Consider the following 23,285-nt stretch of genomic DNA (forward strand, 5'->3'; position numbering starts at 1 on the left):
TAAAATGGCACAAAGAGATTTAAAATATACAAGAAATATAGGGATTGCAGCTCACATTGATGCTGGTAAAACAACAACAACAGAGCGTATCCTTTTTTATACAGGTGTTTCGCATAAGATTGGGGAGGTGCACGATGGTGCTGCCACAATGGACTGGATGGAACAAGAGCAGGAAAGAGGTATTACAATTACTTCTGCGGCTACAACTTGTACCTGGCAGTTCCCAATGGAAAATGCACAACCTACTCCAGAAACCAAAGGGTATCACTTTAATATTATCGATACCCCCGGCCACGTTGACTTTACCGTAGAGGTGAACCGTTCATTACGTGTGCTTGACGGATTGGTTTTCTTGTTTAGTGCAGTTGACGGCGTAGAGCCTCAGTCTGAAACAAACTGGAGATTGGCCGATAACTATGGGGTTCCAAGAATTGGTTTTGTGAACAAAATGGACCGTCAAGGATCTAACTTTTTGGCTGTAGCTAATCAGGTAAAAGAAATGTTAGGTTCCAATGCAGTGCCAATTGTATTGCCTATTGGCGAAGAAGCCGATTTTAAAGGAATTGTAGACTTGGTTAAAAACAGGGCTATTGTATGGCACGAAGATAACTTCGGATCTACTTTTGATGTAGTGGACATTCCTGATGAAATGAAAGATGAGGTTCATGAATACCGTGCCAAGCTTATAGAAGAAGTTGCAGAATATGATGAAAACCTGCTTGAAAAATTCTTCGAAGACGAAAATTCAATCACGGAAGACGAGATCCATGCTGCACTTAGGGCTGCGGTTATGGACAGGGCTATTATCCCAATGATCTGTGGTTCTTCATTTAAAAATAAAGGGGTTCAGTTCTTGTTAGATGCCGTATGCCGCTATTTGCCTTCGCCAATAGACAAAGATGCCATTGTAGGGACAAACCCGGACACAGATGCCGAAGTAAAAAGAAAGCCATTGGTAGATGAACCTTTTGCAGCTTTGGCATTTAAAATTGCTACCGACCCGTTTGTAGGTCGTTTGGCATTCTTCCGTGCATATTCTGGTAGGTTAGATGCAGGTTCTTATGTGTTGAACAATAGATCTGGTAAAAAAGAACGTATTTCACGTATCTACCAAATGCACTCAAACAAACAAAATGCAATTGAATATATAGAAGCTGGAGATATAGGGGCTGCTGTTGGGTTTAAGGACATCAAAACAGGAGATACCCTATCTGACGAAAAGTCGCCAATTGTATTAGAGAGCATGAACTTCCCAGACCCGGTAATCGGTATCGCCGTTGAGCCTAAAACAAAGGCCGATGTAGATAAAATGGGAATGGCTTTGGCTAAACTTTCAGAAGAAGATCCAACTTTCACCGCTAGAACCGATGAGGCTTCAGGTCAGACTATTATTTCTGGTATGGGCGAGCTTCACTTGGATATTATTGTTGACCGTTTAAAGCGTGAGTTTAAGGTTGAAGTAAATCAAGGACAGCCGCAGGTAGAGTACAAAGAATCTATTACGCAAAAAGCACAGCACAGAGAGGTTTACAAAAAACAATCTGGTGGTCGTGGTAAATTTGCAGACATTGTCTTTACGCTGGAACCTGCCGAGGAAGGTAAATTGGGTCTTGAATTTGTTTCGGAAATTAAAGGTGGTAACGTACCAAAAGAATTTATTCCATCAGTAGAGAAAGGTTTTAAAGAGGCAATGAAAAACGGACCTTTAGCAGGTTACGAAGTAGATGCCATGAAAGTTACCTTGACCGATGGTTCTTACCACGATGTGGATTCCGATCAATTATCATTCGAATTGGCTGCTAAGTTAGGGTTTAAAGCTGCTGCAAAAGCTGCAAAAGCTGTAATCATGGAGCCAATAATGAAACTGGAAGTGTTAACCCCTGAAGAATATATGGGAGATATAGTAGGTGACCTTAACCGTCGTCGTGGTCAAGTAAACAACATGAGCGACAGGGCAGGGTCTAAAGTGATCAAGGCAAATGTGCCGTTATCAGAAATGTTTGGGTATGTAACAGCTTTACGTACACTTTCTTCTGGTAGAGCAACTTCTACAATGGAGTTCTCGCACTATGCCGAAACACCTTCTAATATATCTGAAGCTGTTATCAAGGAGGCAAAAGGAGTTGAAGCTTAAATCTTAAGAAAATGAGTCAAAAAATCAGAATAAAACTTAAATCGTACGATCACAATTTGGTAGACAAATCTGCTGAAAAGATTGTTAAGACAGTAAAAACAACCGGAGCTGTTGTAACTGGGCCGATCCCGTTACCAACTCACAAAAAAATATTTACTGTATTACGTTCTCCTCACGTAAACAAAAAGTCAAGGGAGCAATTTCAATTGAGCTCTTACAAAAGACTTCTTGATATTTACAGTTCTTCGTCAAAAACCATTGACGCTTTGATGAAGCTGGAGTTGCCAAGTGGCGTAGAGGTTGAGATAAAAGTGTGATAAACTTGGTTTTTTGAAGTTATACTTTCAAAAACCTTAGTTGAATACATTCCGGAGACGCTTCGGGATCTCATGATGATTACATCCTGAAACAGATTCAGGATAAACATGTCCGGAGCTAGTAAGCAAAGGAAAAACGGGAAAAATACATTCAGGGTTGAAAGTATTTTTGACCCTGAAGTTTTTTAAATAAACAAGTAATAACAAAAAGATGAAAAGGTTTGCCATAGTGTAGACCATGCATCGTAAAACTAAATTAGAATGTCTGGGTTAATAGGAAAAAAAATCGGCATGACCAGCATCTTCGACGAGAATGGGAAAAACATTCCATGTACCGTAATCGAAGCTGGGCCATGCGTAGTTACCCAAGTCAGAACCAAAGAGGTTGACGGGTATGAGGCTCTTCAGCTTGGTTTCGATGACAAGGCAGAAAAACGTGCAAACAAGGCCGAGTTGGGTCATGCAAAAAAAGCAGGTGTTTCTCCTAAGAAAAAAGTCGTTGAATTCCAAGATTTCAAGAGCGAGTACAAATTAGGAGATACTATAACAGTAGAACAATTTGTAGAAGGAGAGTTTATTGATGTTACAGGTACATCAAAAGGTAAAGGTTTCCAAGGGGTAGTTAAACGTCATGGTTTTGGCGGGGTCGGACAGTCGACCCACGGTCAGCACAACCGTTTAAGAGCGCCTGGTTCTATTGGTGCTGCATCATACCCTGCGCGCGTATTTAAAGGTATGCGTATGGCCGGGCAAATGGGAGCAGAAAGAGTAACAGTACAAAACTTAAGAGTGTTGAAAGTGGTTCCGGAGAAAAATCTTTTAGTAGTTAAAGGATGTGTGCCTGGGCACAAAAACGCTTATGTAATCGTTCAGAAGTAATGGAAGTAGCAGTTTTAGATATCAAAGGAAAAGAAACCGGGAGAAAGGTGAAGCTTTCCAAATCGGTTTTTGGTGTAGAGCCAAGCAACCACGCTGTCTATTTAGATGTTAAGCAGTACATGGCAAATCAACGCCAGGGAACCCATAAGTCTAAAGAAAGAGCAGAAATTGCAGGTAGTACACGCAAAATAAAGAAACAAAAAGGTACCGGTACCGCGAGGGCAGGAAGTATAAAGTCCCCTATTTTTAAAGGCGGTGGTAGAATTTTCGGTCCAAGGCCAAAAGATTATACGCAAAAGGTTAACAAAAGCGTAAAGCGTTTGGCTAGAAAATCTGCTTTAAGTATCAAGGCCCAAGAGAAATCGATTATTGTTGTTGAAGACTTCAGTTTTGAAGCTCCAAAAACAAAAGATTTCACTAATGTTTTGAAAGCTTTAGGGTTAGAAAATAAAAAATCCCTCATTGTGTTGGGCGATTCAAATAATAACGTATATTTGTCGTCACGCAATTTAAAGACCTCTGAAGTTATAACTAACTCAGAATTAAACACTTATAAAATTATTAATGCTAATAATATAGTGCTTTTAGAAGGGTCGATTGAAGGAATTGAGTCGAATTTAAGTAAATAAGAAACCAATGAGTGTGTTAATAAAACCTATTATAACCGAAAAAGCAACCGCCGATAGTGAGTTGAACAATCGTTATAGTTTCATTGTAGATACTAAGGCAAACAAGATACAAATCAAAGATGCCATAGAAGCAACTTACGGAGTTTCTGTTGAAAAAGTTCGCACAATGAATTACGGACCAAAGAGAAGTACCCGCTACACCAAGACAGGCATTCAGCATGGTAAAACCAATGCAATCAAGAAAGCCATTATTCAGGTAGCAGAAGGGGACATTATTGATTATTATAGTAATATATAAGTAAAGACAAGAAATGTCAGTTAGAAAATTAAAACCAGTAACTCCCGGACAGCGATTTAGAGTAGTAAACGGATTTGACGCGATTACTACTGATAAGCCGGAGAAGAGCTTGCTCGCTCCGTTAAAAAAGTCGGGAGGTAGAAACAGTCAAGGGAAAATGACCATGCGCTATATAGGTGGCGGTCATAAGAGAAAGTATCGTTTGGTTGATTTTAAAAGGGCTAAAACAGGCGTTGAGGCAACAGTAGAGTCAATTCAGTACGATCCAAACAGAACTGCGTTTATTGCATTGATTACTTACAAAGACGGAGAAAAGAGTTATATAATTGCTCAAAATGGCCTGCAAGTAGGTCAAACGGTAAACTCCGGATCTGGAGTAGCTCCCGAAATAGGAAATGCAATGCCTTTAAGTGAGGTTCCATTAGGTACTATTATATCTTGTATCGAGTTACGTCCTGGTCAAGGAGCCGTTATGGCCCGTTCGGCTGGAGCTTTCGCCCAGTTAATGGCTAGAGAAGGTAAATATGCTACCATAAAACTTCCTTCTGGTGAAACAAGATTGGTATTGGCGGGTTGTTTAGCTACAATCGGTGCAGTATCAAATTCAGATCATCAGTTAGTGGTTTCTGGTAAAGCGGGTAGAAAACGTTGGTTAGGGAGAAGGCCTAGAACTAGACCGGTAGTAATGAACCCTGTCGATCACCCAATGGGTGGTGGAGAAGGTAGGGCTTCCGGAGGTCATCCAAGATCGAGAAACGGAATACCTGCAAAAGGATTTAGAACTAGATCTAAGTCCAAAGCGAGTAATAAGTATATTATAGAACGTAGAAAGAAATAAAGTATTAAAAGATGGCACGTTCACTAAAAAAAGGACCTTACGTTCACTATAGTTTAGAGAAAAAAGTTCAACAAAATGTTGAGTCTGGTAAGAAGACAGTTATAAAAACATGGTCTAGAGCATCTATGATTACTCCGGACTTTGTTGGTCAAACAATAGCTGTGCACAATGGCCGCCAATTTGTTCCTGTGTATGTTACAGAGAACATGGTAGGGCATAAGTTAGGAGAATTTTCACCAACAAGATCTTTTAGAGGTCATGCAGGTGCTAAAAATAAAGGAAAAAAATAATAAGTAGCCATGGGAGTTCGTAAAAGAGAAAGAGCAGAGCAAATAAAAGAAGCTAAAAAAAGTTTAGCGTTTGCAAAGTTGAATAACTGCCCAACTTCGCCAAGAAAGATGAGATTAGTTGCTGATCTTGTTCGTGGTGAAAAAGTTGAAAAGGCACTTGCTATTTTGAAGTTCAGCCAAAAAGAAGCTTCTCGTAGATTAGAGAAATTGTTGGTTTCTGCAATAGCAAACTGGCAAGCTAAAAACGAAGATGCCAACTTGGAAGAAGCAGGTTTATTTGTTCAGGAGATCAGGGTAGACGGCGGAAGTATGTTAAAAAGACTTCGTCCGGCTCCTCAAGGTCGAGCACACAGAATTAGAAAGCGTTCGAACCACGTAACAATCGTGATTGGAGCTAAAAATAACACACAAAGTTAATAGATAGTATGGGACAGAAAACAAATCCAATCGGAAATCGCCTTGGTATCATTAGAGGATGGGAATCCAACTGGTACGGGGGTAATGACTATGGAGATAAACTTGCTGAAGACGACAAAATCAGGAAGTACATCCATGCTCGTTTATCAAAAGCTAGTGTGTCTAGGGTAATTATTGAGCGTACATTGAAGCTTGTAACCGTTACTATCACCACGGCCCGTCCAGGTATCATTATTGGTAAAGGCGGCCAGGAGGTAGACAAGCTAAAAGAAGAGCTTAAGAAAATTACAGACAAAGAAGTTCAGATCAATATCTTTGAGATTAAAAGACCGGAACTGGATGCAAACCTTGTAGCGGCTAGTGTTGCCCGTCAAATTGAAAACAGGATTTCATACAGGCGTGCAATTAAAATGGCTATTGCCGCTGCTATGCGTATGAACGCAGAAGGTATTAAAATTCAAATCTCAGGACGTTTGAACGGAGCTGAAATGGCGCGTTCAGAAGCGTACAAAGATGGCAGGATTCCTTTGTCAACATTTAGAGCTGACATTGATTACGCATTACACGAGGCTCACACTACTTATGGTAGGTTGGGAATCAAAGTGTGGATCATGAAAGGCGAGGTGTATGGTAAAAGAGAACTTTCCCCGCTTGTTGGAATGTCCAAGAAACAAGGGAAAGGCGGCGGAAACAATGCCGGTGGTGGAAGAAAATCTCGTCGTAGAAAGTAATTTTTTAAAGTAAAAGAAAAATGTTACAGCCGAAAAGAACAAAATACCGTAAGCAGCAAAAAGGCCGTATGAAAGGAATCTCTCAAAGAGGGCATGAACTTTCAAATGGTATGTTTGGGATAAAATCAATGGATTCATCGTTTATCACGGCCCGTCAAATAGAAGCGGCCCGTGTTGCAGCAACCCGTTTCATGAAAAGGGAAGGGCAATTGTGGATTAAAATTTTCCCAGACAAGCCAATTACAAAAAAGCCTCTTGAGGTGCGTATGGGTAAAGGTAAAGGTGCCCCAGAATATTGGGCAGCTGTAGTTAAACCAGGTAGAATTATGTTTGAAATAGGCGGAGTTCCTATGGATGTTGCAAAAGAAGCCTTAAGGCTTGCAGCACAGAAACTGCCTGTAAAAACAAAGTTTATTGTAGCTAGAGATTATTCAGCTTAATTATTAAGAAGATTATGAAACAGTCAGAAATTAGAGAATTGTCTACTGCTGAGCTACAAGAAAAGCTTGGTATTGTTAAAAAACAATATGCAGATTTAAAACTGGCTCATGCAATCACGCCTTTGGAAAATCCACTTCAGTTGAGACATACTAGAAGAACCGTGGCAAGATTGGCAACAGAGCTTACTAAAAGAGAATTACAATAATTCGATTCTGCTAGAAGATGGAAAATAGAAATTTAAGAAAAGAAAGAATAGGGGTAGTTACAAGTAACAAAATGCAGAAATCAATAGTGGTTTCTGAAGTTAAACGAGTAAAGCACCCTATGTACGGTAAGTTCGTGTTAAAAACTAAAAAATATGTTGCGCACGACGAAAAAGACGATTGCAACATTGGCGATACAGTAAAAATAATGGAGACACGTCCATTGAGTAAAACCAAATGTTGGAGATTAGTTGAAATCATTGAAAGAGCGAAATAATTATGGTACAACAGGAATCAAGATTAAAAGTAGCAGACAACACCGGGGCTAAAGAAGTTTTGGCCATCCGCGTTTTAGGAGGTACTAAAAGAAGATATGCTTCTGTTGGTGACAAAATAGTTGTTACCGTAAAAGATGCCACTCCAAACGGAAACGTTAAAAAAGGACAGGTATCCACAGCAGTAGTGGTTCGTACCAAAAAAGAAGTAAGGAGGCCAGACGGCTCTTACATCCGTTTTGATGATAATGCTTGCGTGCTCCTTAACCCGGCAGGCGAAATGCGCGGAACCCGTGTATTTGGGCCAGTGGCAAGAGAATTGCGCGATAAGCAGTTTATGAAAATTGTATCATTGGCGCCAGAGGTGCTTTAATACATTAAGACAATGATAAAACTAAAGATAAAATCAGGAGATACTGTTAGGGTAATTGCAGGAGACCATAAAGGTTCAGAAGGGCAAGTACTTAGAGTAAATCGTGAAAAGAACAAAGCGATCGTTGAGGGCGTAAACCTCGTGTCGAAACACGAGAAGCCAAGCGCTAAAAACCCTCAAGGAGGTATCGTTAAGAAAGAAGCTCTTATCCATATTTCAAACCTATCGTTGATTGATCCCAAATCGGGCAAGACAACAAGGGTTGGTTATGAAACAAGAGATGGTAAGAAAGTGAGATTTTCTAAAAAATCTAATGAAGTAATTTAATTATGGCTTACATTCCAAGATTAAAACAAGAGTACAAAGAAAGAATAGTTTCTGCTCTTACAGGAGAGTTTGGTTATACCAATATTATGCAGGTGCCTAAGCTGGAAAAGATTGTTATTAGCCGTGGAGTTGGTGCAGCTGTAGCAGATAAAAAACTAATCGAATACGCAGTAGACGAATTAAGTAGAATATCTGGGCAAAAAGCAGTTGCAACGATATCTAAAAAAGACGTTGCATCATTTAAACTACGTAAAGGAATGCCAATCGGGGCAAAAGTAACTTTGCGCGGAGAGAAAATGTACGAATTCTTAGATAGATTGATTACTTCTGCACTGCCAAGAGTAAGAGATTTTAATGGTATCAAAGCAAATGGTTTTGACGGAAGGGGTAATTACAACCTTGGTGTTACCGAGCAGATTATTTTCCCGGAAATTAATATCGATAAAGTAAACAAGGTCTCAGGTATGGACATTACCTTTGTAACCAGTGCTGAAACCGATAAAGAGGCAAAATCATTATTAAGCGAATTAGGATTACCTTTTAAAAAGAATTAAGACATGGCTAAAGAATCAATGAAAGCCCGCGAGGTAAAAAGAGAAAAATTGGTAGAAAAATATGCTGAAAAAAGAAAGGCCTTAAAAGAAGCCGGAGATTATGAAGCATTACAAAAATTGCCAAAAAACGCTTCGCCGGTACGTTTGCACAACCGTTGTAAATTAACCGGAAGACCAAGAGGGTACATGCGTACTTTTGGGATTTCCCGTGTAACGTTCAGGGAAATGGCAAACCAAGGTTTGATCCCAGGGGTTAAAAAAGCAAGTTGGTAAGAAAATTTTAATTGGTGGCAAGTTCGGCCAAAAAACCGAAAACTGTTACCGCAAATAAATACAGATGTATACAGATCCTATATCAGATTATTTAACAAGAATAAGAAACGCGAACAGCGCTGGTCATAGAGTGGTAGAAATACCTGCTTCAAATTTGAAGAAAGACATCACTAAAATATTATTCGACCAAGGATATATTTTAAGTTATAAATTTGAAGACGACTCCGTACAGGGGATTATCAAAATAGCTTTGAAGTACGATAAGCTAACCAAAGAACCTGTTATTAAAAAGCTAAAGCGCATAAGTACGCCCGGTCTGCGTAAGTATTCCGGAAAAGATGAACTTCCTAGGGTTCTTAACGGTCTTGGTATTGCTATCGTGTCAACTTCCCACGGGGTAATGACCAGCAAGCAGGCTAAAAAAGAGAGCGTTGGAGGAGAAGTATTGTGTTACGTTTACTAATATATAAAGACAAGAAAAAATGTCAAGAATAGGTAATAGTCCAATAGCAATTCCCGAGGGAGTTACTGTAGATGTTAAAGAAGACGAAGTTACCGTAAAAGGTAAACTTGGAGAATTAAAACAAACATTTTCTGATGTTACTGTAAAAGTAGAAGAAGGGAATGTAGTTGTAGAACGTTCTTCAGAGATAAAAAATATTAAAGCCAAGCACGGTCTGTACAGATCATTAATCAATAACATGATTGTAGGTGTTTCAGAAGGCTTTACTAAAGAGTTAGAATTGGTTGGAGTTGGTTACAGGGCCAGCAACCAAGGTCAGAAATTAGATTTGGCCATTGGTTTTTCCCATAACATCGTTATCGAGCTTGCTTCTGAGGTAAAAGTAGAGACGATATCTGAAAAAGGAAAAAACCCAATCGTAAAACTAACTTCATTCGATAAGCAATTAGTTGGTCAGGTAGCAGCTAAAATCCGTTCTTTCCGTAAGCCAGAGCCTTACAAAGGAAAAGGAATCAAGTTTGTTGGAGAACAATTAAGAAGAAAAGCAGGTAAATCAGCTTAATAATTAGCATTATGGCATTATCAAAGACTGAAAGAAGACAGAGAATCAAAAACAGGATACGTAAGGTTGTTTCCGGAACGGAAGCAAGACCAAGACTGGCTGTTTTTAGAAGCAATAAAGAAATTTACGCACAATTGATAGATGACGAATCTGGAAAGACCTTATTGGCGGCATCATCAAGAGACAAAGAAATTAGTTCTGCAAAAGGTACTAAAATAGAAATCGCTGCCCTGGTTGGAAAAGCTATTGCAGAGAAAGCAAAAAGCGCTGGGTATGAAACTATTTCTTTTGATAGAGGTGGTTATCTATACCATGGTAGAGTTAAATCATTAGCAGACGGTGCTAGAGAAGCAGGACTTAAATTCTAAGAAAATATGTATCAAGATTATAAAAACGTAGAATTAGTAAAGCCCAGCGGACTTGAATTAAAAGATCGCTTAGTAGGTGTACAAAGAGTTACTAAAGTTACTAAGGGAGGTAGAGCCTTCGGTTTTTCTGCAATTGTAGTTGTGGGAGACGAGAACGGAGTAGTTGGTCACGGATTAGGAAAATCTAAAGAAGTAGCAGATGCTATTTCCAAAGCAGTAGAAGATGCAAAGAAAAACTTAGTTCGTATACCTCTTAACAAAGGTACATTGCCTCATGAGCAAAAAGGAAAATACGGAGGAGCAAGGGTATATGTACAGCCGGCTTCACATGGTACCGGGGTTATTGCAGGTGGTGCAGTACGTGCGGTACTAGAAGCAGTTGGGGTACACGACGTACTTTCTAAATCGCAAGGGTCTTCAAACCCGCACAACGTAGTAAAAGCAACTTTTGATGCTTTGTTACGTTTAAGGGATGCAAAGACCGTAGCAGCTCAAAGAGGGATTTCTTTAGAAAAAGTTTTTAAAGGATAAATCAAGGATAATCATGGGAAAGATTAAAGTTACACAAGTAAGAAGCAATATAAAACGTCCTGAAACACAAAAAAGAACGTTAAAAGCATTAGGCCTTAAAGGAATTGGTCAAACAGTCGAGCATAATGCAACGCCAAATATCCTTGGTATGGTAAAAAAAGTAGAACACTTAGTTTCTGTAGAAGAAGCTTAATAACAATATAGTTATGAATTTAAGTAACTTACAACCCGCTAAAGGTTCAGTACATAAAGACGGAAAAAGAGTAGGTCGCGGCCAAGGTTCCGGCAAAGGTGGTACAGCCACTAGAGGCCATAAAGGAGCCAAGTCCCGTTCTGGATACTCTAAGAAAATTGGTTTTGAAGGTGGGCAGATGCCACTTCAAAGACGTGTTCCTAAATTTGGTTTTAACAACATCAATAGAAAAGAATACGTTGGTATCAATTTAAACAAGTTACAGGAATTGGTTGATAAAGGTGTTGTTAAAGACACTGTTGATTTAGATGTTTTAGTTAGTAACAGAGTTGTTAAGTCTTCAGACTTGGTAAAAATATTAGGTGGTGGAGAACTAAAAGCTAAATTAAAAATATCAGTACATAAATTTACCGCCAGCGCAAAAGCAGCTATTGAAGCAGCAGGAGGTGAAGCAGTAAGTTTATAACCAACAAGTAACCATGAAGAAATTTATTGAGACATTAAGCAATATCTGGAAGATTGAAGAACTTAAGGGAAGGATTATAATTACCTTAGGACTTTTGTTAGTGTACCGTTTTGGGGCACAAGTAGTTTTGCCGGGTATTGATACGCAACAATTGGCAGAATTATCGTCCAGGACAGATGGAGGAGGTTTATTGGGGATATTAAATGCATTTACAGGCGGTGCTTTTGCAAACGCTTCGTTCTTTGCATTGGGTATCATGCCATATATTTCCGCATCAATTGTGGTACAGTTAATGGGGCTGGCCATTCCTTATCTTCAAAAATTACAGAAAGAAGGAGAGAGTGGAAGAAAAACATTAAACCAGATAACCAGATGGTTAACCATAGGTATCTGTTTGGTGCAAGCCCCGGCCTATTTGTATTCACTAGGGTCCTTAGGGGTTCCGGACAGTGCCTTTTTATTAGGGAAAGGACTGGACTTTATGATTCCGGCAGTGTTAATTTTGGTGACAGGTACCATTTTTGCCATGTGGTTGGGAGAAAAAATTACCGATAAAGGTATTGGTAACGGTATCTCCTTACTTATTATGGTAGGTATTATTGCAAGAATGCCACAGTCGTTTGTTCAGGAATTCGTTTCCAGGACAGCAGGATCCAACGGGGGATTAATGTTGATATTGATTGAATTGATTTTATGGTTCGTTGTTATCCTGGCATGTATCATGCTTGTAATGGCAACTAGACAAATACCGGTTCAATACGCACGAAGAACAGCCTCTGGAGGTTACGAGAAAAATGTATTTGGATCAAGACAGTATATCCCGTTGAAGTTAAATGCATCAGGAGTAATGCCAATTATTTTTGCTCAGGCAATTATGTTTGCACCTGCATACATAGGTAGAATAGGCGCATTGAAAGATACTGGTGTTGGAGAATGGTTGCAAACAGAGTTTAGTAACATCTTTGGATTGTGGTACAATATAGTATTTGCATTGTTAATTATAATATTTACGTATTTTTACACCGCAATTACAGTACCAACAAATAAAATGGCAGACGACCTAAAAAGAAGCGGTGGATTTATCCCGGGCATACGCCCCGGTAAGGAAACCTCAGATTATTTAGATAAAATAATGTCTCTTATTACGTTCCCCGGATCATTATTCTTGGCACTCATTGCAGTATTGCCTGCAATTGTCATGAAGATTATGGGGATTCAGCAAGGATGGGCATTGTTTTATGGCGGTACCTCATTGCTTATTTTGGTGGGTGTTGCCATTGATACAATGCAACAGGTTAACTCATACTTGTTGAACAGGCATTACGATGGCTTGATGAAAACAGGTAAAAACAGAAAAGTTGTAGCTTAGTTATGGCAAAACAACCAGCAATAGAACAAGACGGAACTATTATAGAAGCATTGTCCAATGCAATGTTTCGAGTAGAATTAGAGAATGGTCACGTAGTAACGGCTCATATCTCCGGTAAAATGCGCATGCATTACATTAAACTCTTGCCGGGAGATAAGGTGAAACTTGAAATGAGCCCTTACGACCTAACCAAAGCAAGAATTACTTATAGATATTAAAGAGATGAAAGTAAGAGCATCACTAAAGAAAAGAAGTCCCGAGTGCAAAATTGTGCGTAGAAAAGGGAGATTGTATGTAATTAATAAAAAGAATCCTAGATTTAAACAAAGACAAGGATAAGTTATGGCTAGAATCGCAGGAGTAGATTTACCAAAGCACAAAAGAGGAGTTATAGGTTTAACTTACATCTTTGGTATAGGAAAAAGTAGAGCTAAAGAGATCTTAGAAAAAGCTCAGGTTAGCGAAGACAAAAAAGTTAACGATTGGGCAGATGAAGATATCGCTGCAATCAGAGAGGCAATTTCTTCATTCAAGATTGAAGGAGAGCTCCGCTCAGAGGTTCAGTTAAACATTAAGCGTTTAATGGACATCGGTTGTCAAAGAGGTATTCGTCATAGAGCTGGACTTCCTTTAAGGGGTCAGCGTACTAAGAACAACTCTAGAACAAGAAAAGGTAAAAGAAAAACTGTTGCTAACAAGAAAAAAGCAACTAAATAATTCGTAGCTTAATTATGGCAAAGTCAAATACAAAAACTGCTAAGAAACGCAAAGTTGTAGTAGAGTCTGTAGGTGAAGCTCATATAGCTGCATCATTCAACAACGTAATCATTTCACTTACAAACAAAAAAGGAGATGTAGTTGCATGGTCATCAGCAGGAAAAATGGGATTCAGGGGCTCTAAGAAAAACACTCCTTATGCTGCGCAGATTGCTGCAGAAGATGCTGCAAAAGTAGCTCAGGAGGCAGGTCTTAGAAAAGTTAAAGTGTACGTTAAAGGACCAGGTTCTGGTAGAGAATCAGCAATCCGTTCCATTCATAATGCAGGTATTGAAGTAACAGAAATTATTGATGTTACCCCGCTACCCCACAATGGATGTCGTCCACCTAAAAGAAGAAGAGTTTAATTAATTTATGTTTAAAAGGAGGTTTTTACGATTATCGAAGGATAGCCTTAATTCATAATCACCTTCACAATTTTTAAAAAACATGGCAAGATATAGAGGTCCTAAGACCAAAATAGCCCGTAAATTCGGGGAAGCAATATTTGGAGATGATAAATCTTTCGAAAAAAGAAATTATCCTCCAGGACAACACGGTAACAACCGTAGAAGAGGTAAAAAATCAGAATATGCTGTCCAGTTAATGGAGAAGCAAAAAGCAAAGTACTCTTACGGTATATTAGAAAGACAGTTTAGAAACCTATTCGAAAAAGCAAACCGTAGCAAAGGTGTTACCGGTGAAGTACTTTTACAGCTTTGCGAGTCCCGTTTGGACAACGTAGTTTACAGAATGGGCATATCTCCTTCAAGAAGAGGGGCCAGACAATTGGTTTCGCACCGTCATATTATCGTGAACGGAGAAATCGTGAACATTCCATCTTACCAATTAAAGCCAGGCGATGTAGTTGGGGTAAGGGAAAAATCAAAATCATTGGAAGCTATTAACAATTCGCTTTCAAACAACAGTAGTGTTTACGAATGGATTACTTGGAACAACGAGAAAAAAGAAGGAACTTTTGTTACTGTTCCCGAGCGTTTACAAATTCCAGAAAACATTAAAGAGCAATTAATCGTCGAGTTATACTCTAAATAATAATTAGACAGCAGTCGTACTATGGCAATACTAAATTTTCAGAAGCCCGATAAAGTTATAATGATCGATTCTACCGATTTCGAAGGTAAGTTTGAATTCAGACCTTTGGAACCAGGATACGGATTGACCGTTGGTAACGCATTACGAAGAGTTCTTTTATCTTCATTAGAAGGTTTTGCAATTACATCAACCAGAATAGATAAAGTAGAACATGAATTTTCTACCATAGACGGTGTAGTTGAAGACGTTACGGAAATCATTTTAAATTTAAAACAAGTTCGTTTTAAAAGACAAATAGATGACATCGATAACGAGACCGTTTCTATTTCAATCTCAGGTAAAGAACAGATCACTGCTGGAGATTTCCAAAAATTTATTTCTGGTTTTCAGGTGCTAAACCCAGATCTTGTTATCTGTAATTTAGACCCTAAGGTAACCATAAATATGGAAATCACGATTGAAAAGGGTAGAGGGTACGTGCCTGCCGAAGAGAACAAGAAAGCCAATGCGCCTCTTGGAACTATCTTCACGGACGCTATATATACTCCTATCAAAAATGTTAAATATAGCATTGAGAATTATCGTGTGGAACAAAAAACCGATTACGAGAAATTGGTGTTCGAAATTATTTCAGACGGTTCAATTCATCCAAAAGATGCTTTAACCGAAGCCGCAAAAATACTTATTCACCACTTCATGTTATTCTCTGATGAGCGTATAACACTTGAAGCCGATGAAATTGCGCAAACAGAGACCTATGATGAAGAATCACTTCATATGCGCCAATTGCTTAAAACAAAGCTAGTGGACATGGATCTTTCAGTACGTGCGCTAAACTGTTTAAAAGCGGCCGAAGTAGATACACTTGGAGACTTGGTATCTTTTAACAAGAACGATTTAATGAAATTCAGAAACTTTGGTAAAAAGTCACTAACCGAGCTAGAAGAACTTGTAAACAATAAGGGGCTTAGCTTTGGAATGGACCTATCAAAGTATAAATTAGATAAAGATTAGTAACAGTAAATAACAAACATCATAATTTGCTCCCTTAACGTAGGTTGAGCAAGATGAAGGTTTAAAAGAAACGTCATGAGACACGGAAAAAAATTTAACCATTTAGGCAGAAAGGCAGCCCACAGAAAGGCTATGCTTGCCAATATGGCCTGCTCTTTAATCGAGCATAAGCGCATCAATACAACATTGGCCAAAGCAAAAGCTTTAAAGCAGTTTATTGAGCCGCTAGTGACCAAGTCTAAAGAAGATACAACACACAACAGGCGTATCGTTTTTAGTAGGATTAGAGACAAATATGCAGTAACCGAACTTTTTAGGGAAGTAGCCGCTAAAGTAGGCGACAGGCCCGGAGGTTACACTAGAATTATTAAACTGGGCAATAGGCTTGGTGATAATGCAGACATGGCAATGATAGAATTGGTTGATTACAACGAAATTTACAATGCCGACAAACCTGCAAAGAAAAAGTCGACCAGAAGAAGTAGAAGCAAGAAAGCTACCGAGGAAGCTACTGTTGAAGCCCCTCAGGCTAAAGAAGCTCCTGCTAAAGAAGAAGATTCTGAAAAAGAAAAACCAGAAACTTCACAAGAATAGTGATTAATGTTATCATAACATATCAAAAAGGATAAACGCTTTAGTTTATCCTTTTTTTTATGTTATTTTGTAAAACTTTTGTAACATCCACAAATGAAGTATCAAACAAGAAAAAAAGCAATGATTTTATTGGCCGACGGAACCATATTTTATGGAAAATCAGTAGCCAATAAAGAAGGAAGCGCATTTGGCGAAGTCTGTTTTAATACTGGAATGACAGGCTATCAGGAAATTTTTACCGATCCATCATATTTTGGGCAATTAATGGTAACCACCAATGCACATATTGGAAATTACGGTGTAAAAAATGATGAAGAAGAATCAGATTCGGTTAAAATTGCAGGGCTTATATGCAAAAACTTTAGCTATGTGCCATCCCGCACCGGGAAATCCGATTCATTGGAGAACTTTTTAGCAGAGAACAATTTACTTGCAATTTCCGATGTAGATACAAGGGCACTGGTAAGTTACATCAGGGACCATGGTGCAATGAATGCCGTGATTTCTACCGAAGTAGACAAAATAGACGATTTGAAGGTGCAGTTGGCAAATACTCCCAACATGAAAGGACTTGAGCTTGCTTCAAAGGTATCTGTTAAAGAACCTTACTTCTACGGAAACGAAGATGCAACCTATAAAATTGCAGCCATGGATTTGGGTATCAAGAAAAACATCCTTAGGAACTTGGCAAAACGTGATTGTTATATTAAAGTTTTTCCATACAATGCCACTTTTGATGAGATGAAGGCCTTTAATCCGGATGGGTACTTTTTGTCCAATGGACCCGGGGATCCAGAACCCTTAACCTCGGTTATAGAAATAGCAAAAACCATTATAGATAAAGATCTTCCTTTGTTCGGGATTTGCCTGGGCCACCAGGTAATTGCATTATCTCAGGGGATATCAACCTTTAAAATGTATAACGGCCACCGTGGAATTAACCATCCGGTTATCAACCACAGCACCGGAAAAGGAGAGATTACCTCTCAAAATCATGGTTTTGCCATCAACAGAAAGGAAGCGGAAGCCAATCCTGATATTGAAATTACCCATACTCATTTAAACGACAATGAAGTAATGGGCATTAAACACCTTAAAAAGAATTGTTTTTCGGTTCAATATCACCCAGAAGCTGGTCCCGGACCTAATGATGCCACATATTTATTCGATCAATTTATAGAAAACATTAAACAACAAAAACTAGAAACAGTATGAGTATAATAATAAGTGTTCATGCACGCCAGATATTAGATTCAAGAGGAAATCCAACCGTAGAAGTAGATGTAGTAACAGAAAATGGAGTCTTGGGCAGGGCTGCGGTGCCTTCAGGTGCGTCTACCGGAGAACACGAAGCAGTAGAGTTGCGTGATGGAGGTAAAGATTACATGGGGAAAGGTGTGGCACAGGCCGTAAAAAACGTAAATACAATTATAGCTGAAGAACTTGTAGGGGCTTCTGTGTTTGAACAGAATTTGATCGATCAAACCATGATTGATCTAGATGGAACCCCAAATAAATCCAAATTGGGAGCAAATGCTATTTTAGGGGTTTCACTAGCCGTAGCAAAAGCAGCTGCAAACGAACTCGGGATGCCATTATACCGATACGTAGGCGGCGTAAGTGCAAATACACTTCCGGTCCCCATGATGAATATTATTAATGGGGGTTCGCATTCTGATGCACCTATTGCCTTCCAGGAATTTATGGTAATGCCCGTGAAAGCAAAAAACTTTACGCACGCCATGCAAATGGGGACCGAAATTTTTCATAATCTTAAAAAGGTATTGCACGACAGAGGTTTAAGTACCGCTGTAGGAGATGAAGGAGGTTTTGCGCCCACGCTTGATGGAACCGAAGATGCACTGGATACCATTTCTAAAGCTGTGGAAAAGGCCGGATATAAAATGGGCGATGAAGTAATGATTGCTTTAGACTGTGCTTCAGCAGAGTTTTATGTAGATGGTAAATACGATTATACAAAGTTTGAAGGCGATAAAGGCGCTGTGAGAACTTCTGCTGAGCAAGCAGAATATTTAGCCGGGCTAAGCCAAAAATATCCAATTATTTCTATTGAAGATGGTATGGATGAAAACGATTGGGAAGGCTGGAAAATGCTTACGGAAAAAGTAGGCGACAAAGTACAATTGGTTGGAGACGATTTATTCGTTACCAATGTAGAGCGTTTGTCTAAAGGAATCGATAACGGCATAGCAAATTCTATTTTGATTAAGGTAAACCAAATAGGTACGCTAACCGAAACCATTGCAGCGGTAAATATGGCCAAAAATGCAGGGTATACTTCAGTAATGTCTCACCGTTCTGGAGAGACCGAAGACAATACCATTGCCGATCTTGCCGTAGCATTAAACACAGGGCAGATTAAAACAGGATCTGCTTCCCGAAGCGATCGTATGGCCAAATATAACCAATTGCTCCGCATTGAGGAAGAATTGGGTGCCGTGGCCTTTTATCCGCAAGAAAAAGCGTTTAAGATAAAGTAACAGGAAACGTTTTAAATAAAACACAAAACCTCCCAATTTTTTGGGAGGTTTTTTTATGCCGTGAAATCAAGTGCGATATTAACATTGATTTAATAAAGTATATTTTCCTTATCTCGGTATAATTGATTAATTTAAAGGTGTTTAAAGCCTGTGGTCTCAATTTTTCTTGAATATTGACCATAACTCATTATTAACCTTCTAAAACGAGTTGCCTTGTGAAGTCTAATTTTCTTTTTGTTTGTGCCGAAAACGATGCAATACCCAACTGTAAAGCCGGGGGGATGGGCGATGTTGTCCGGGACGTTCCCAGGCAATTGGCCGCCAATAACGATACTGTGCATATAGTTACGCCTTCCTATGGTAGGTTGCATCAAGGCGGAATTAAAAAATGCAATTTAAAGTTTAAGTACCGCGGAATGGTTCAAGAGGCAATTTTGTATCAGGTTCCGGGGAAAAAAGAGATGGCCAATATTGCACATTATGTAATAGATCATCCTGCAATTGTTTCGGGAGATATTGCGCATATTTATTTTAATGACCCGGAGCAACCTTTTTATACAGATGCTTGTATGTTTTCATTGTTCTGTACGGCAGTTGCGCAGGCAATAAAACAAGGAGTCTTTGGCGGACTGCAAATTATGCACTTACACGATTGGCATACCAGTTTATTGTTGTTTTTAAAAGAATTTCATACCGAATATAAATTGTTGCAGAATATTAGGTGCGTGTATTCCATTCATAATTTGGCCATTCAGGGAATACGTCCTTTCGACAAAAATCATTCTTCCCTAAAGGCATTTTATCCGGATATTGATTATGACGAAAGCCGCTTAAAAGATCCCCGGTACCACGACTGCATCAATTTAATGGCATTGGGCATTCGCTTTGCCGATGCAGTTCATACCGTATCGCCTTCTTATAAAGAAGATATTCAAAAACCGAGTAATCCGCCGGTATTTATTGGAGGAGAAGGATTGGAAGAAGATTTGAAGGAGGCAGAAAAACAGGGTAGGTTGTTTGGAATTTTAAACGGATGCAATTACAGGAACATTAACAGGGTCAGGAAAAACGAACTGTACAGAAATAGTCTGCGCTATATATTTAAATGGCTGCAAGAGCCCAATAAAAAGTATAAAGCAGATTTTTTAGCGCATACCGGAGATAAAATAGCCATGTTGAGGGAACAAAAGCCCGACTTTATGTGTGTAAGTGTAGCTAGGCTCACGGAACAAAAATTCTTTTTTTATAAAAACAATCCAAGGGTACTGGAACAGATACTACAGGTCCTTAAAAAAAGAAACGGGGTTTATATTGTTTTGGGAACCGGTGCTCCGGAATACGAGCAGTTGCTCCGGAATATCAGCTATGAAAATGAAAATTTTATATTTATAAATGGGCAGTCGGAAGAAATCATAGATTCCCTTTATTACGAATCTGATTTGTATTTGATGCCAAGTTTGTTCGAACCCTGCGGAATAAGTCAAATGTTGGCCATGAGAAACGGCCAACCATGTTTGGTTCATGCCACAGGAGGTTTAAAAGATACCGTTGAGCACATGAAAACCGGATTTTCGTTTGGAGGCATTACGCTGGAAGAAAAAAACAGGGAATTTATTAATGTGTTTGAAGATGCGGTAGACTTATTTTTTGAAGACAAGGAAATCTGGAAACATATTAGTAAAGTTGCAAAAAACAAACGCTTCAGTTGGGAAAAATCGGTTAGGGAATATTACAAGGATCTATATAGGTTACCAATACCGTTTCAGAATAGCTTTAAACCCCCAAAAAATCCTTCAGCCATAAAAACGGACAAGCTTATATATAACAAATAGAAACCAATTTGAGCAAAATTGCAATTTTGGTATTATTTTAACTTCCATATCCTTGAAAAAGAAGCGGGCTTAACCCTAAATTAACAGTTAATTTCGTATTTTCGCAACACTTGTAAAAAATTGTAAAACTAATAATATATTATGTCAGATACGGCTACTTTTGAGTATAAAGGTAAAAAAATAGAATTCCCAGTTGTTGAAGGTACTGAAAATGAAATAGGAATAGATATTAAAACACTAAGAGCTTCTGCCGGAGTTATTACTTTGGACCCCGGTTATAAAAATACAGGTTCTTGTGAAAGTGCAATAACATATCTAGATGGAGAAAAAGGGATTTTAAGGTATAGGGGGTATGCTATTGAAGACCTGGCAGAAAAGGCAAATTTCTTGGAAGTAGCATATTTATTAATCTTTGGCGAGCTTCCAAACAAAGAGCAACTGGATAAGTTCCATAGTGATATTAAAGCAAATTCTGAAGTAGACGAAGACGTAAAGAAAATAGTGGACAGTTTCCCCAGGACGGCACACCCAATGGGAGTTCTTTCATCGTTAACAAGTGCCTTGACGGCCTTTAACCCTTCTTGTGTGGATATCAATTCTGAAGAAGACATGTACAATGCCATCGTGAAAATCATGGGTAAATTCCCGGTATTGGCAGCCTGGACGCTTCGAAGAAGAAATTCCAAGCCTTACGATTACGGAAATGCATCATTGGGGTACGTGGAGAACATGCTGTACATGATGTTTAAAAAACCTAATGAAGAATACAAGTTAAACCCGGTCGTGGTAGATGCATTGGACAAATTGTTGATCCTGCATGCCGATCATGAACAAAACTGTTCTACTTCTACGGTAAGAATTGTGGGATCTTCGCACGCCGGATTGTTTGCATCCCTTTCGGCAGGAGTTTCAGCATTATGGGGGCCGCTTCACGGAGGCGCCAACCAAGCTGTTATTGAAATGTTGGAAGGTATTAAAGAAGATGGCGGGGATACTGCAAAATATATGGAAAAGGCCAAGGATAAAAACGATTCCTTTCGTTTAATGGGCTTTGGGCATAGGGTTTATAAAAATTTTGACCCACGCGCCAAAATCATAAAAAAATCAGCAGATGAAGTACTTGGCGACCTTGGGGTCGAAGATCCTGTATTGTCAATAGCCAAAGGATTGGAAAAACAAGCGCTGGAAGACGATTACTTTGTAAAAAGAAAGCTATATCCAAACGTAGATTTCTACTCGGGTATTATTTATAGGGCACTTGGAATCCCAACTGAAATGTTTACCGTAATGTTTGCATTGGGTAGATTACCGGGCTGGATTGCACAATGGAGAGAAATGCGCTTAAAAAAGGAACCAATTGGAAGGCCTAGACAAATATATGTAGGAGAAAATTTAAGACCTTTTGTAGAAGTTAGTAAACGATAAAGAATATTCAATGATAACAAAACGGGGTATGTTGCAAAACATATCCCGTTTTGTTATTTATAAAAGGAATGTTTTTACTCGATTTTATAATTGAATTATTAATGATATTTTTGGCCAACAATACGGATTTGTTTTGTATTGGTTTTTTAGTGCCCGATTTTGCATATAATGGGTATGAGAGATTGCAAAAAAAATTAGATTTTTATGTTAACATTGCATATTAAAAATGAAACATCAAGACTACAGGCCGTTGTTTTGGGAACAGCAAAAAGCAATGGCCCTGTTCCATCCATTGAAGAAGCTTACGATCCAAAATCGTTGCAACACATAAAGGCTGGAACATACCCCAAAGAAGAAGACATGGTGCCAGAAATGGAAGCATTTTCGGCTGTTTTAAAAAAATATAATGTTGAAGTGTTCCGTCCTGAACTAATAGAAAACTGCAATCAAATATTTTCAAGGGACATTGCGTTTGTAATTGACGATTATTTTATAAAATCAAATATTTTACCGGACAGGGAAAAAGAACTGGATGCCATTCAGTACGTAATAGACCAAATGAACCCGTCAAAAGTAATTACGCCCCCAGAAGAAGTCCATATAGAAGGTGGCGATGTAATGTTATGGAACGATTATGTATTTATAGGCACATACAAAGGCAAAGATTACCCCAACTACATTACGGCCAGGACCAATATGCACGGGGTACAATTTATAAAAGACATGTTCCCCGATAAAACGGTAAAAGAATTCGACCTGAACAAATCCAATACAATAGCCAGGGACAATGCCCTTCATTTAGACTGTTGTTTTCAGCCGGTAGGAAAAAACAAAGGGATTATACATAAGGAAGGCTTCAGGGATTTGGCCGATTATGAATATTTGGTACGTTTGTTTGGCCACGAAAACCTGTTTCATATCAGCAAGGACGAAATGTATCATATGTTTAGCAATGTATTTTCCATAGACTCGAACATTGTAGTTTCAGAAAAAAACTTTACAAGGCTCAACAAATGGCTGCAAGAGCAGGACTTTACGGTAGAAGAAATACCTTATGCGGAAATTGCAAAGCAAGAAGGACTTTTACGCTGCTCTACAATGCCATTGATACGCAATTAACACGTATTTTACATTAGATAACTTCTATCTTTATTTGTAGCTTTGCGCGGTAAAATT

35 protein-coding genes are annotated in these 23,285 nt (G+C 38.8%); all 35 read left to right on the forward strand.

Annotated features, from left to right (window positions below):
* Nucleotides 1-4: 4 nt before the first annotated feature.
* Nucleotides 5-2,134 (forward strand): elongation factor G, encoded by a 2,130-nt coding sequence (gene fusA, locus PSF86_RS00620; protein WP_277898122.1) that lies wholly within the window; start codon nt 5-7, stop codon nt 2,132-2,134.
* Nucleotides 2,135-2,145: 11 nt separating this feature from the next.
* Entirely contained in the window at nt 2,146-2,451 is a 306-nt protein-coding gene (gene rpsJ / locus PSF86_RS00625) for a 30S ribosomal protein S10 (protein WP_007094989.1), read from the forward strand.
* Between the two features lie 261 nt (nt 2,452-2,712).
* The gene (gene rplC / locus PSF86_RS00630; RefSeq protein ID WP_277898123.1) at nt 2,713-3,330 is read left to right on the forward strand and encodes a 50S ribosomal protein L3; all 618 of its coding nucleotides are present in this window, start codon (nt 2,713-2,715) and stop codon (nt 3,328-3,330) included.
* On the forward strand, nt 3,330-3,959 hold the full coding sequence (rplD, locus tag PSF86_RS00635; protein ID WP_277898124.1) for a 50S ribosomal protein L4: 630 nt from the start codon (nt 3,330-3,332) through the stop codon (nt 3,957-3,959). Before rplC ends, rplD begins: the two co-directional genes overlap by 1 nt.
* 7 nt (nt 3,960-3,966) lie before the next feature.
* Nucleotides 3,967-4,257 carry a 50S ribosomal protein L23 gene (rplW, locus tag PSF86_RS00640; protein ID WP_277898125.1) on the forward strand — a complete coding sequence of 97 codons (291 nt, stop codon included), beginning with the start codon at nt 3,967-3,969 and terminating at the stop codon, nt 4,255-4,257.
* A gap of 13 nt (nt 4,258-4,270) precedes the next feature.
* On the forward strand, nt 4,271-5,095 hold the full coding sequence (gene rplB / locus PSF86_RS00645) for a 50S ribosomal protein L2 (RefSeq protein ID WP_277898126.1): 825 nt from the start codon (nt 4,271-4,273) through the stop codon (nt 5,093-5,095).
* An 11-nt stretch (nt 5,096-5,106) separates the two neighbouring features.
* A complete protein-coding gene (gene rpsS, locus PSF86_RS00650) occupies nt 5,107-5,385 on the forward strand; it encodes a 30S ribosomal protein S19 (RefSeq protein ID WP_008613595.1) in 279 nt (92 codons plus the stop codon).
* Between the two features lie 9 nt (nt 5,386-5,394).
* Nucleotides 5,395-5,802 (forward strand): 50S ribosomal protein L22, encoded by a 408-nt coding sequence (gene rplV / locus PSF86_RS00655; RefSeq protein WP_277898127.1) that lies wholly within the window; start codon nt 5,395-5,397, stop codon nt 5,800-5,802.
* A gap of 8 nt (nt 5,803-5,810) precedes the next feature.
* Nucleotides 5,811-6,533: a 30S ribosomal protein S3 gene (gene rpsC, locus PSF86_RS00660; RefSeq protein WP_277898128.1), complete on the forward strand. Its 723-nt coding sequence runs from the start codon at nt 5,811-5,813 to the stop codon at nt 6,531-6,533.
* A 20-nt stretch (nt 6,534-6,553) separates the two neighbouring features.
* Complete coding sequence (gene rplP / locus PSF86_RS00665; RefSeq protein WP_202029075.1) at nt 6,554-6,973, forward strand: 50S ribosomal protein L16; 420 nt, start codon at nt 6,554-6,556, stop codon at nt 6,971-6,973.
* Between the two features lie 14 nt (nt 6,974-6,987).
* Nucleotides 6,988-7,179 (forward strand): 50S ribosomal protein L29, encoded by a 192-nt coding sequence (gene rpmC / locus PSF86_RS00670; protein ID WP_277898129.1) that lies wholly within the window; start codon nt 6,988-6,990, stop codon nt 7,177-7,179.
* Nucleotides 7,180-7,196: 17 nt separating this feature from the next.
* On the forward strand, nt 7,197-7,454 hold the full coding sequence (gene rpsQ / locus PSF86_RS00675) for a 30S ribosomal protein S17 (protein ID WP_008613590.1): 258 nt from the start codon (nt 7,197-7,199) through the stop codon (nt 7,452-7,454).
* Between the two features lie 2 nt (nt 7,455-7,456).
* Nucleotides 7,457-7,825: a 50S ribosomal protein L14 gene (rplN, locus tag PSF86_RS00680; RefSeq protein ID WP_277898130.1), complete on the forward strand. Its 369-nt coding sequence runs from the start codon at nt 7,457-7,459 to the stop codon at nt 7,823-7,825.
* 12 nt (nt 7,826-7,837) lie between these two features.
* Nucleotides 7,838-8,152: a 50S ribosomal protein L24 gene (gene rplX / locus PSF86_RS00685; protein WP_277898131.1), complete on the forward strand. Its 315-nt coding sequence runs from the start codon at nt 7,838-7,840 to the stop codon at nt 8,150-8,152.
* A gap of 2 nt (nt 8,153-8,154) precedes the next feature.
* Complete coding sequence (gene rplE, locus PSF86_RS00690) at nt 8,155-8,706, forward strand: 50S ribosomal protein L5 (protein ID WP_277898132.1); 552 nt, start codon at nt 8,155-8,157, stop codon at nt 8,704-8,706.
* Nucleotides 8,707-8,709: 3 nt separating this feature from the next.
* Nucleotides 8,710-8,979 carry a 30S ribosomal protein S14 gene (rpsN, locus tag PSF86_RS00695; RefSeq protein WP_277898133.1) on the forward strand — a complete coding sequence of 90 codons (270 nt, stop codon included), beginning with the start codon at nt 8,710-8,712 and terminating at the stop codon, nt 8,977-8,979.
* A 64-nt stretch (nt 8,980-9,043) separates the two neighbouring features.
* A complete protein-coding gene (gene rpsH / locus PSF86_RS00700) occupies nt 9,044-9,442 on the forward strand; it encodes a 30S ribosomal protein S8 (RefSeq protein ID WP_277898134.1) in 399 nt (132 codons plus the stop codon).
* A 19-nt stretch (nt 9,443-9,461) separates the two neighbouring features.
* Nucleotides 9,462-10,004, forward strand: coding sequence for a 50S ribosomal protein L6 (gene rplF, locus PSF86_RS00705; protein ID WP_277898135.1), 543 nt, complete (start codon nt 9,462-9,464; stop codon nt 10,002-10,004).
* Nucleotides 10,005-10,015: 11 nt separating this feature from the next.
* Nucleotides 10,016-10,372, forward strand: a complete 357-nt coding sequence (rplR, locus tag PSF86_RS00710) for a 50S ribosomal protein L18 (RefSeq protein ID WP_277898136.1) — start codon at nt 10,016-10,018, stop codon at nt 10,370-10,372.
* Nucleotides 10,373-10,378: 6 nt separating this feature from the next.
* Nucleotides 10,379-10,903: a 30S ribosomal protein S5 gene (gene rpsE, locus PSF86_RS00715; RefSeq protein ID WP_277898137.1), complete on the forward strand. Its 525-nt coding sequence runs from the start codon at nt 10,379-10,381 to the stop codon at nt 10,901-10,903.
* Nucleotides 10,904-10,916: 13 nt separating this feature from the next.
* Nucleotides 10,917-11,096: a 50S ribosomal protein L30 gene (rpmD, locus tag PSF86_RS00720; protein ID WP_277898138.1), complete on the forward strand. Its 180-nt coding sequence runs from the start codon at nt 10,917-10,919 to the stop codon at nt 11,094-11,096.
* A 13-nt stretch (nt 11,097-11,109) separates the two neighbouring features.
* Nucleotides 11,110-11,562 carry a 50S ribosomal protein L15 gene (rplO, locus tag PSF86_RS00725; protein WP_277898139.1) on the forward strand — a complete coding sequence of 151 codons (453 nt, stop codon included), beginning with the start codon at nt 11,110-11,112 and terminating at the stop codon, nt 11,560-11,562.
* Between the two features lie 13 nt (nt 11,563-11,575).
* Complete coding sequence (gene secY / locus PSF86_RS00730; protein ID WP_277898140.1) at nt 11,576-12,931, forward strand: preprotein translocase subunit SecY; 1,356 nt, start codon at nt 11,576-11,578, stop codon at nt 12,929-12,931.
* Between the two features lie 2 nt (nt 12,932-12,933).
* The gene (gene infA / locus PSF86_RS00735; RefSeq protein ID WP_014031991.1) at nt 12,934-13,149 is read left to right on the forward strand and encodes a translation initiation factor IF-1; all 216 of its coding nucleotides are present in this window, start codon (nt 12,934-12,936) and stop codon (nt 13,147-13,149) included.
* Between the two features lie 4 nt (nt 13,150-13,153).
* Nucleotides 13,154-13,270, forward strand: coding sequence for a type B 50S ribosomal protein L36 (ykgO, locus tag PSF86_RS00740; protein WP_074978891.1), 117 nt, complete (start codon nt 13,154-13,156; stop codon nt 13,268-13,270).
* A gap of 3 nt (nt 13,271-13,273) precedes the next feature.
* Nucleotides 13,274-13,648: a 30S ribosomal protein S13 gene (gene rpsM, locus PSF86_RS00745; RefSeq protein ID WP_277898141.1), complete on the forward strand. Its 375-nt coding sequence runs from the start codon at nt 13,274-13,276 to the stop codon at nt 13,646-13,648.
* Between the two features lie 14 nt (nt 13,649-13,662).
* Nucleotides 13,663-14,055, forward strand: coding sequence for a 30S ribosomal protein S11 (gene rpsK, locus PSF86_RS00750; RefSeq protein ID WP_178949687.1), 393 nt, complete (start codon nt 13,663-13,665; stop codon nt 14,053-14,055).
* A gap of 82 nt (nt 14,056-14,137) precedes the next feature.
* Nucleotides 14,138-14,743 carry a 30S ribosomal protein S4 gene (gene rpsD / locus PSF86_RS00755; RefSeq protein WP_277898142.1) on the forward strand — a complete coding sequence of 202 codons (606 nt, stop codon included), beginning with the start codon at nt 14,138-14,140 and terminating at the stop codon, nt 14,741-14,743.
* Between the two features lie 21 nt (nt 14,744-14,764).
* Nucleotides 14,765-15,757 carry a DNA-directed RNA polymerase subunit alpha gene (locus PSF86_RS00760; protein ID WP_277898143.1) on the forward strand — a complete coding sequence of 331 codons (993 nt, stop codon included), beginning with the start codon at nt 14,765-14,767 and terminating at the stop codon, nt 15,755-15,757.
* A 75-nt stretch (nt 15,758-15,832) separates the two neighbouring features.
* Nucleotides 15,833-16,351, forward strand: a complete 519-nt coding sequence (gene rplQ / locus PSF86_RS00765) for a 50S ribosomal protein L17 (RefSeq protein ID WP_277898144.1) — start codon at nt 15,833-15,835, stop codon at nt 16,349-16,351.
* 93 nt (nt 16,352-16,444) lie between these two features.
* Nucleotides 16,445-17,566: a glutamine-hydrolyzing carbamoyl-phosphate synthase small subunit gene (gene carA / locus PSF86_RS00770; RefSeq protein WP_277898145.1), complete on the forward strand. Its 1,122-nt coding sequence runs from the start codon at nt 16,445-16,447 to the stop codon at nt 17,564-17,566.
* On the forward strand, nt 17,563-18,852 hold the full coding sequence (gene eno / locus PSF86_RS00775; protein WP_277898146.1) for a phosphopyruvate hydratase: 1,290 nt from the start codon (nt 17,563-17,565) through the stop codon (nt 18,850-18,852). Before carA ends, eno begins: the two co-directional genes overlap by 4 nt.
* Before the next feature lie 215 nt (nt 18,853-19,067).
* Nucleotides 19,068-20,684, forward strand: coding sequence for a glycogen synthase (locus PSF86_RS00780; protein ID WP_277898147.1), 1,617 nt, complete (start codon nt 19,068-19,070; stop codon nt 20,682-20,684).
* Between the two features lie 141 nt (nt 20,685-20,825).
* Nucleotides 20,826-22,109: a citrate synthase gene (locus PSF86_RS00785; protein ID WP_277898148.1), complete on the forward strand. Its 1,284-nt coding sequence runs from the start codon at nt 20,826-20,828 to the stop codon at nt 22,107-22,109.
* Between the two features lie 204 nt (nt 22,110-22,313).
* The gene (locus PSF86_RS00790; RefSeq protein ID WP_277898149.1) at nt 22,314-23,228 is read left to right on the forward strand and encodes a dimethylarginine dimethylaminohydrolase family protein; all 915 of its coding nucleotides are present in this window, start codon (nt 22,314-22,316) and stop codon (nt 23,226-23,228) included.
* Nucleotides 23,229-23,285 lie beyond the last annotated feature (57 nt).

The sequence above is a fragment of the Galbibacter pacificus genome (genome assembly GCF_029603165.1).
In the GTDB taxonomy this organism is placed as follows: Bacteria; Bacteroidota; Bacteroidia; order Flavobacteriales; family Flavobacteriaceae; genus Galbibacter; species Galbibacter pacificus.

Coding starts and splice junctions, on each gene's coding strand:
- fusA (WP_277898122.1), top strand. CDS start 5: ATGGCACAAAGAGATTTAAAATATACAAGAAATATAGGGATTGCAGCT.
- rpsJ (WP_007094989.1), top strand. CDS start 2,146: ATGAGTCAAAAAATCAGAATAAAACTTAAATCGTACGATCACAATTTG.
- rplC (WP_277898123.1), top strand. CDS start 2,713: ATGTCTGGGTTAATAGGAAAAAAAATCGGCATGACCAGCATCTTCGAC.
- rplD (WP_277898124.1), top strand. CDS start 3,330: ATGGAAGTAGCAGTTTTAGATATCAAAGGAAAAGAAACCGGGAGAAAG.
- rplW (WP_277898125.1), top strand. CDS start 3,967: ATGAGTGTGTTAATAAAACCTATTATAACCGAAAAAGCAACCGCCGAT.
- rplB (WP_277898126.1), top strand. CDS start 4,271: ATGTCAGTTAGAAAATTAAAACCAGTAACTCCCGGACAGCGATTTAGA.
- rpsS (WP_008613595.1), top strand. CDS start 5,107: ATGGCACGTTCACTAAAAAAAGGACCTTACGTTCACTATAGTTTAGAG.
- rplV (WP_277898127.1), top strand. CDS start 5,395: ATGGGAGTTCGTAAAAGAGAAAGAGCAGAGCAAATAAAAGAAGCTAAA.
- rpsC (WP_277898128.1), top strand. CDS start 5,811: ATGGGACAGAAAACAAATCCAATCGGAAATCGCCTTGGTATCATTAGA.
- rplP (WP_202029075.1), top strand. CDS start 6,554: ATGTTACAGCCGAAAAGAACAAAATACCGTAAGCAGCAAAAAGGCCGT.
- rpmC (WP_277898129.1), top strand. CDS start 6,988: ATGAAACAGTCAGAAATTAGAGAATTGTCTACTGCTGAGCTACAAGAA.
- rpsQ (WP_008613590.1), top strand. CDS start 7,197: ATGGAAAATAGAAATTTAAGAAAAGAAAGAATAGGGGTAGTTACAAGT.
- rplN (WP_277898130.1), top strand. CDS start 7,457: ATGGTACAACAGGAATCAAGATTAAAAGTAGCAGACAACACCGGGGCT.
- rplX (WP_277898131.1), top strand. CDS start 7,838: ATGATAAAACTAAAGATAAAATCAGGAGATACTGTTAGGGTAATTGCA.
- rplE (WP_277898132.1), top strand. CDS start 8,155: ATGGCTTACATTCCAAGATTAAAACAAGAGTACAAAGAAAGAATAGTT.
- rpsN (WP_277898133.1), top strand. CDS start 8,710: ATGGCTAAAGAATCAATGAAAGCCCGCGAGGTAAAAAGAGAAAAATTG.
- rpsH (WP_277898134.1), top strand. CDS start 9,044: ATGTATACAGATCCTATATCAGATTATTTAACAAGAATAAGAAACGCG.
- rplF (WP_277898135.1), top strand. CDS start 9,462: ATGTCAAGAATAGGTAATAGTCCAATAGCAATTCCCGAGGGAGTTACT.
- rplR (WP_277898136.1), top strand. CDS start 10,016: ATGGCATTATCAAAGACTGAAAGAAGACAGAGAATCAAAAACAGGATA.
- rpsE (WP_277898137.1), top strand. CDS start 10,379: ATGTATCAAGATTATAAAAACGTAGAATTAGTAAAGCCCAGCGGACTT.
- rpmD (WP_277898138.1), top strand. CDS start 10,917: ATGGGAAAGATTAAAGTTACACAAGTAAGAAGCAATATAAAACGTCCT.
- rplO (WP_277898139.1), top strand. CDS start 11,110: ATGAATTTAAGTAACTTACAACCCGCTAAAGGTTCAGTACATAAAGAC.
- secY (WP_277898140.1), top strand. CDS start 11,576: ATGAAGAAATTTATTGAGACATTAAGCAATATCTGGAAGATTGAAGAA.
- infA (WP_014031991.1), top strand. CDS start 12,934: ATGGCAAAACAACCAGCAATAGAACAAGACGGAACTATTATAGAAGCA.
- ykgO (WP_074978891.1), top strand. CDS start 13,154: ATGAAAGTAAGAGCATCACTAAAGAAAAGAAGTCCCGAGTGCAAAATT.
- rpsM (WP_277898141.1), top strand. CDS start 13,274: ATGGCTAGAATCGCAGGAGTAGATTTACCAAAGCACAAAAGAGGAGTT.
- rpsK (WP_178949687.1), top strand. CDS start 13,663: ATGGCAAAGTCAAATACAAAAACTGCTAAGAAACGCAAAGTTGTAGTA.
- rpsD (WP_277898142.1), top strand. CDS start 14,138: ATGGCAAGATATAGAGGTCCTAAGACCAAAATAGCCCGTAAATTCGGG.
- PSF86_RS00760 (WP_277898143.1), top strand. CDS start 14,765: ATGGCAATACTAAATTTTCAGAAGCCCGATAAAGTTATAATGATCGAT.
- rplQ (WP_277898144.1), top strand. CDS start 15,833: ATGAGACACGGAAAAAAATTTAACCATTTAGGCAGAAAGGCAGCCCAC.
- carA (WP_277898145.1), top strand. CDS start 16,445: ATGAAGTATCAAACAAGAAAAAAAGCAATGATTTTATTGGCCGACGGA.
- eno (WP_277898146.1), top strand. CDS start 17,563: ATGAGTATAATAATAAGTGTTCATGCACGCCAGATATTAGATTCAAGA.
- PSF86_RS00785 (WP_277898148.1), top strand. CDS start 20,826: ATGTCAGATACGGCTACTTTTGAGTATAAAGGTAAAAAAATAGAATTC.
- PSF86_RS00790 (WP_277898149.1), top strand. CDS start 22,314: ATGTTAACATTGCATATTAAAAATGAAACATCAAGACTACAGGCCGTT.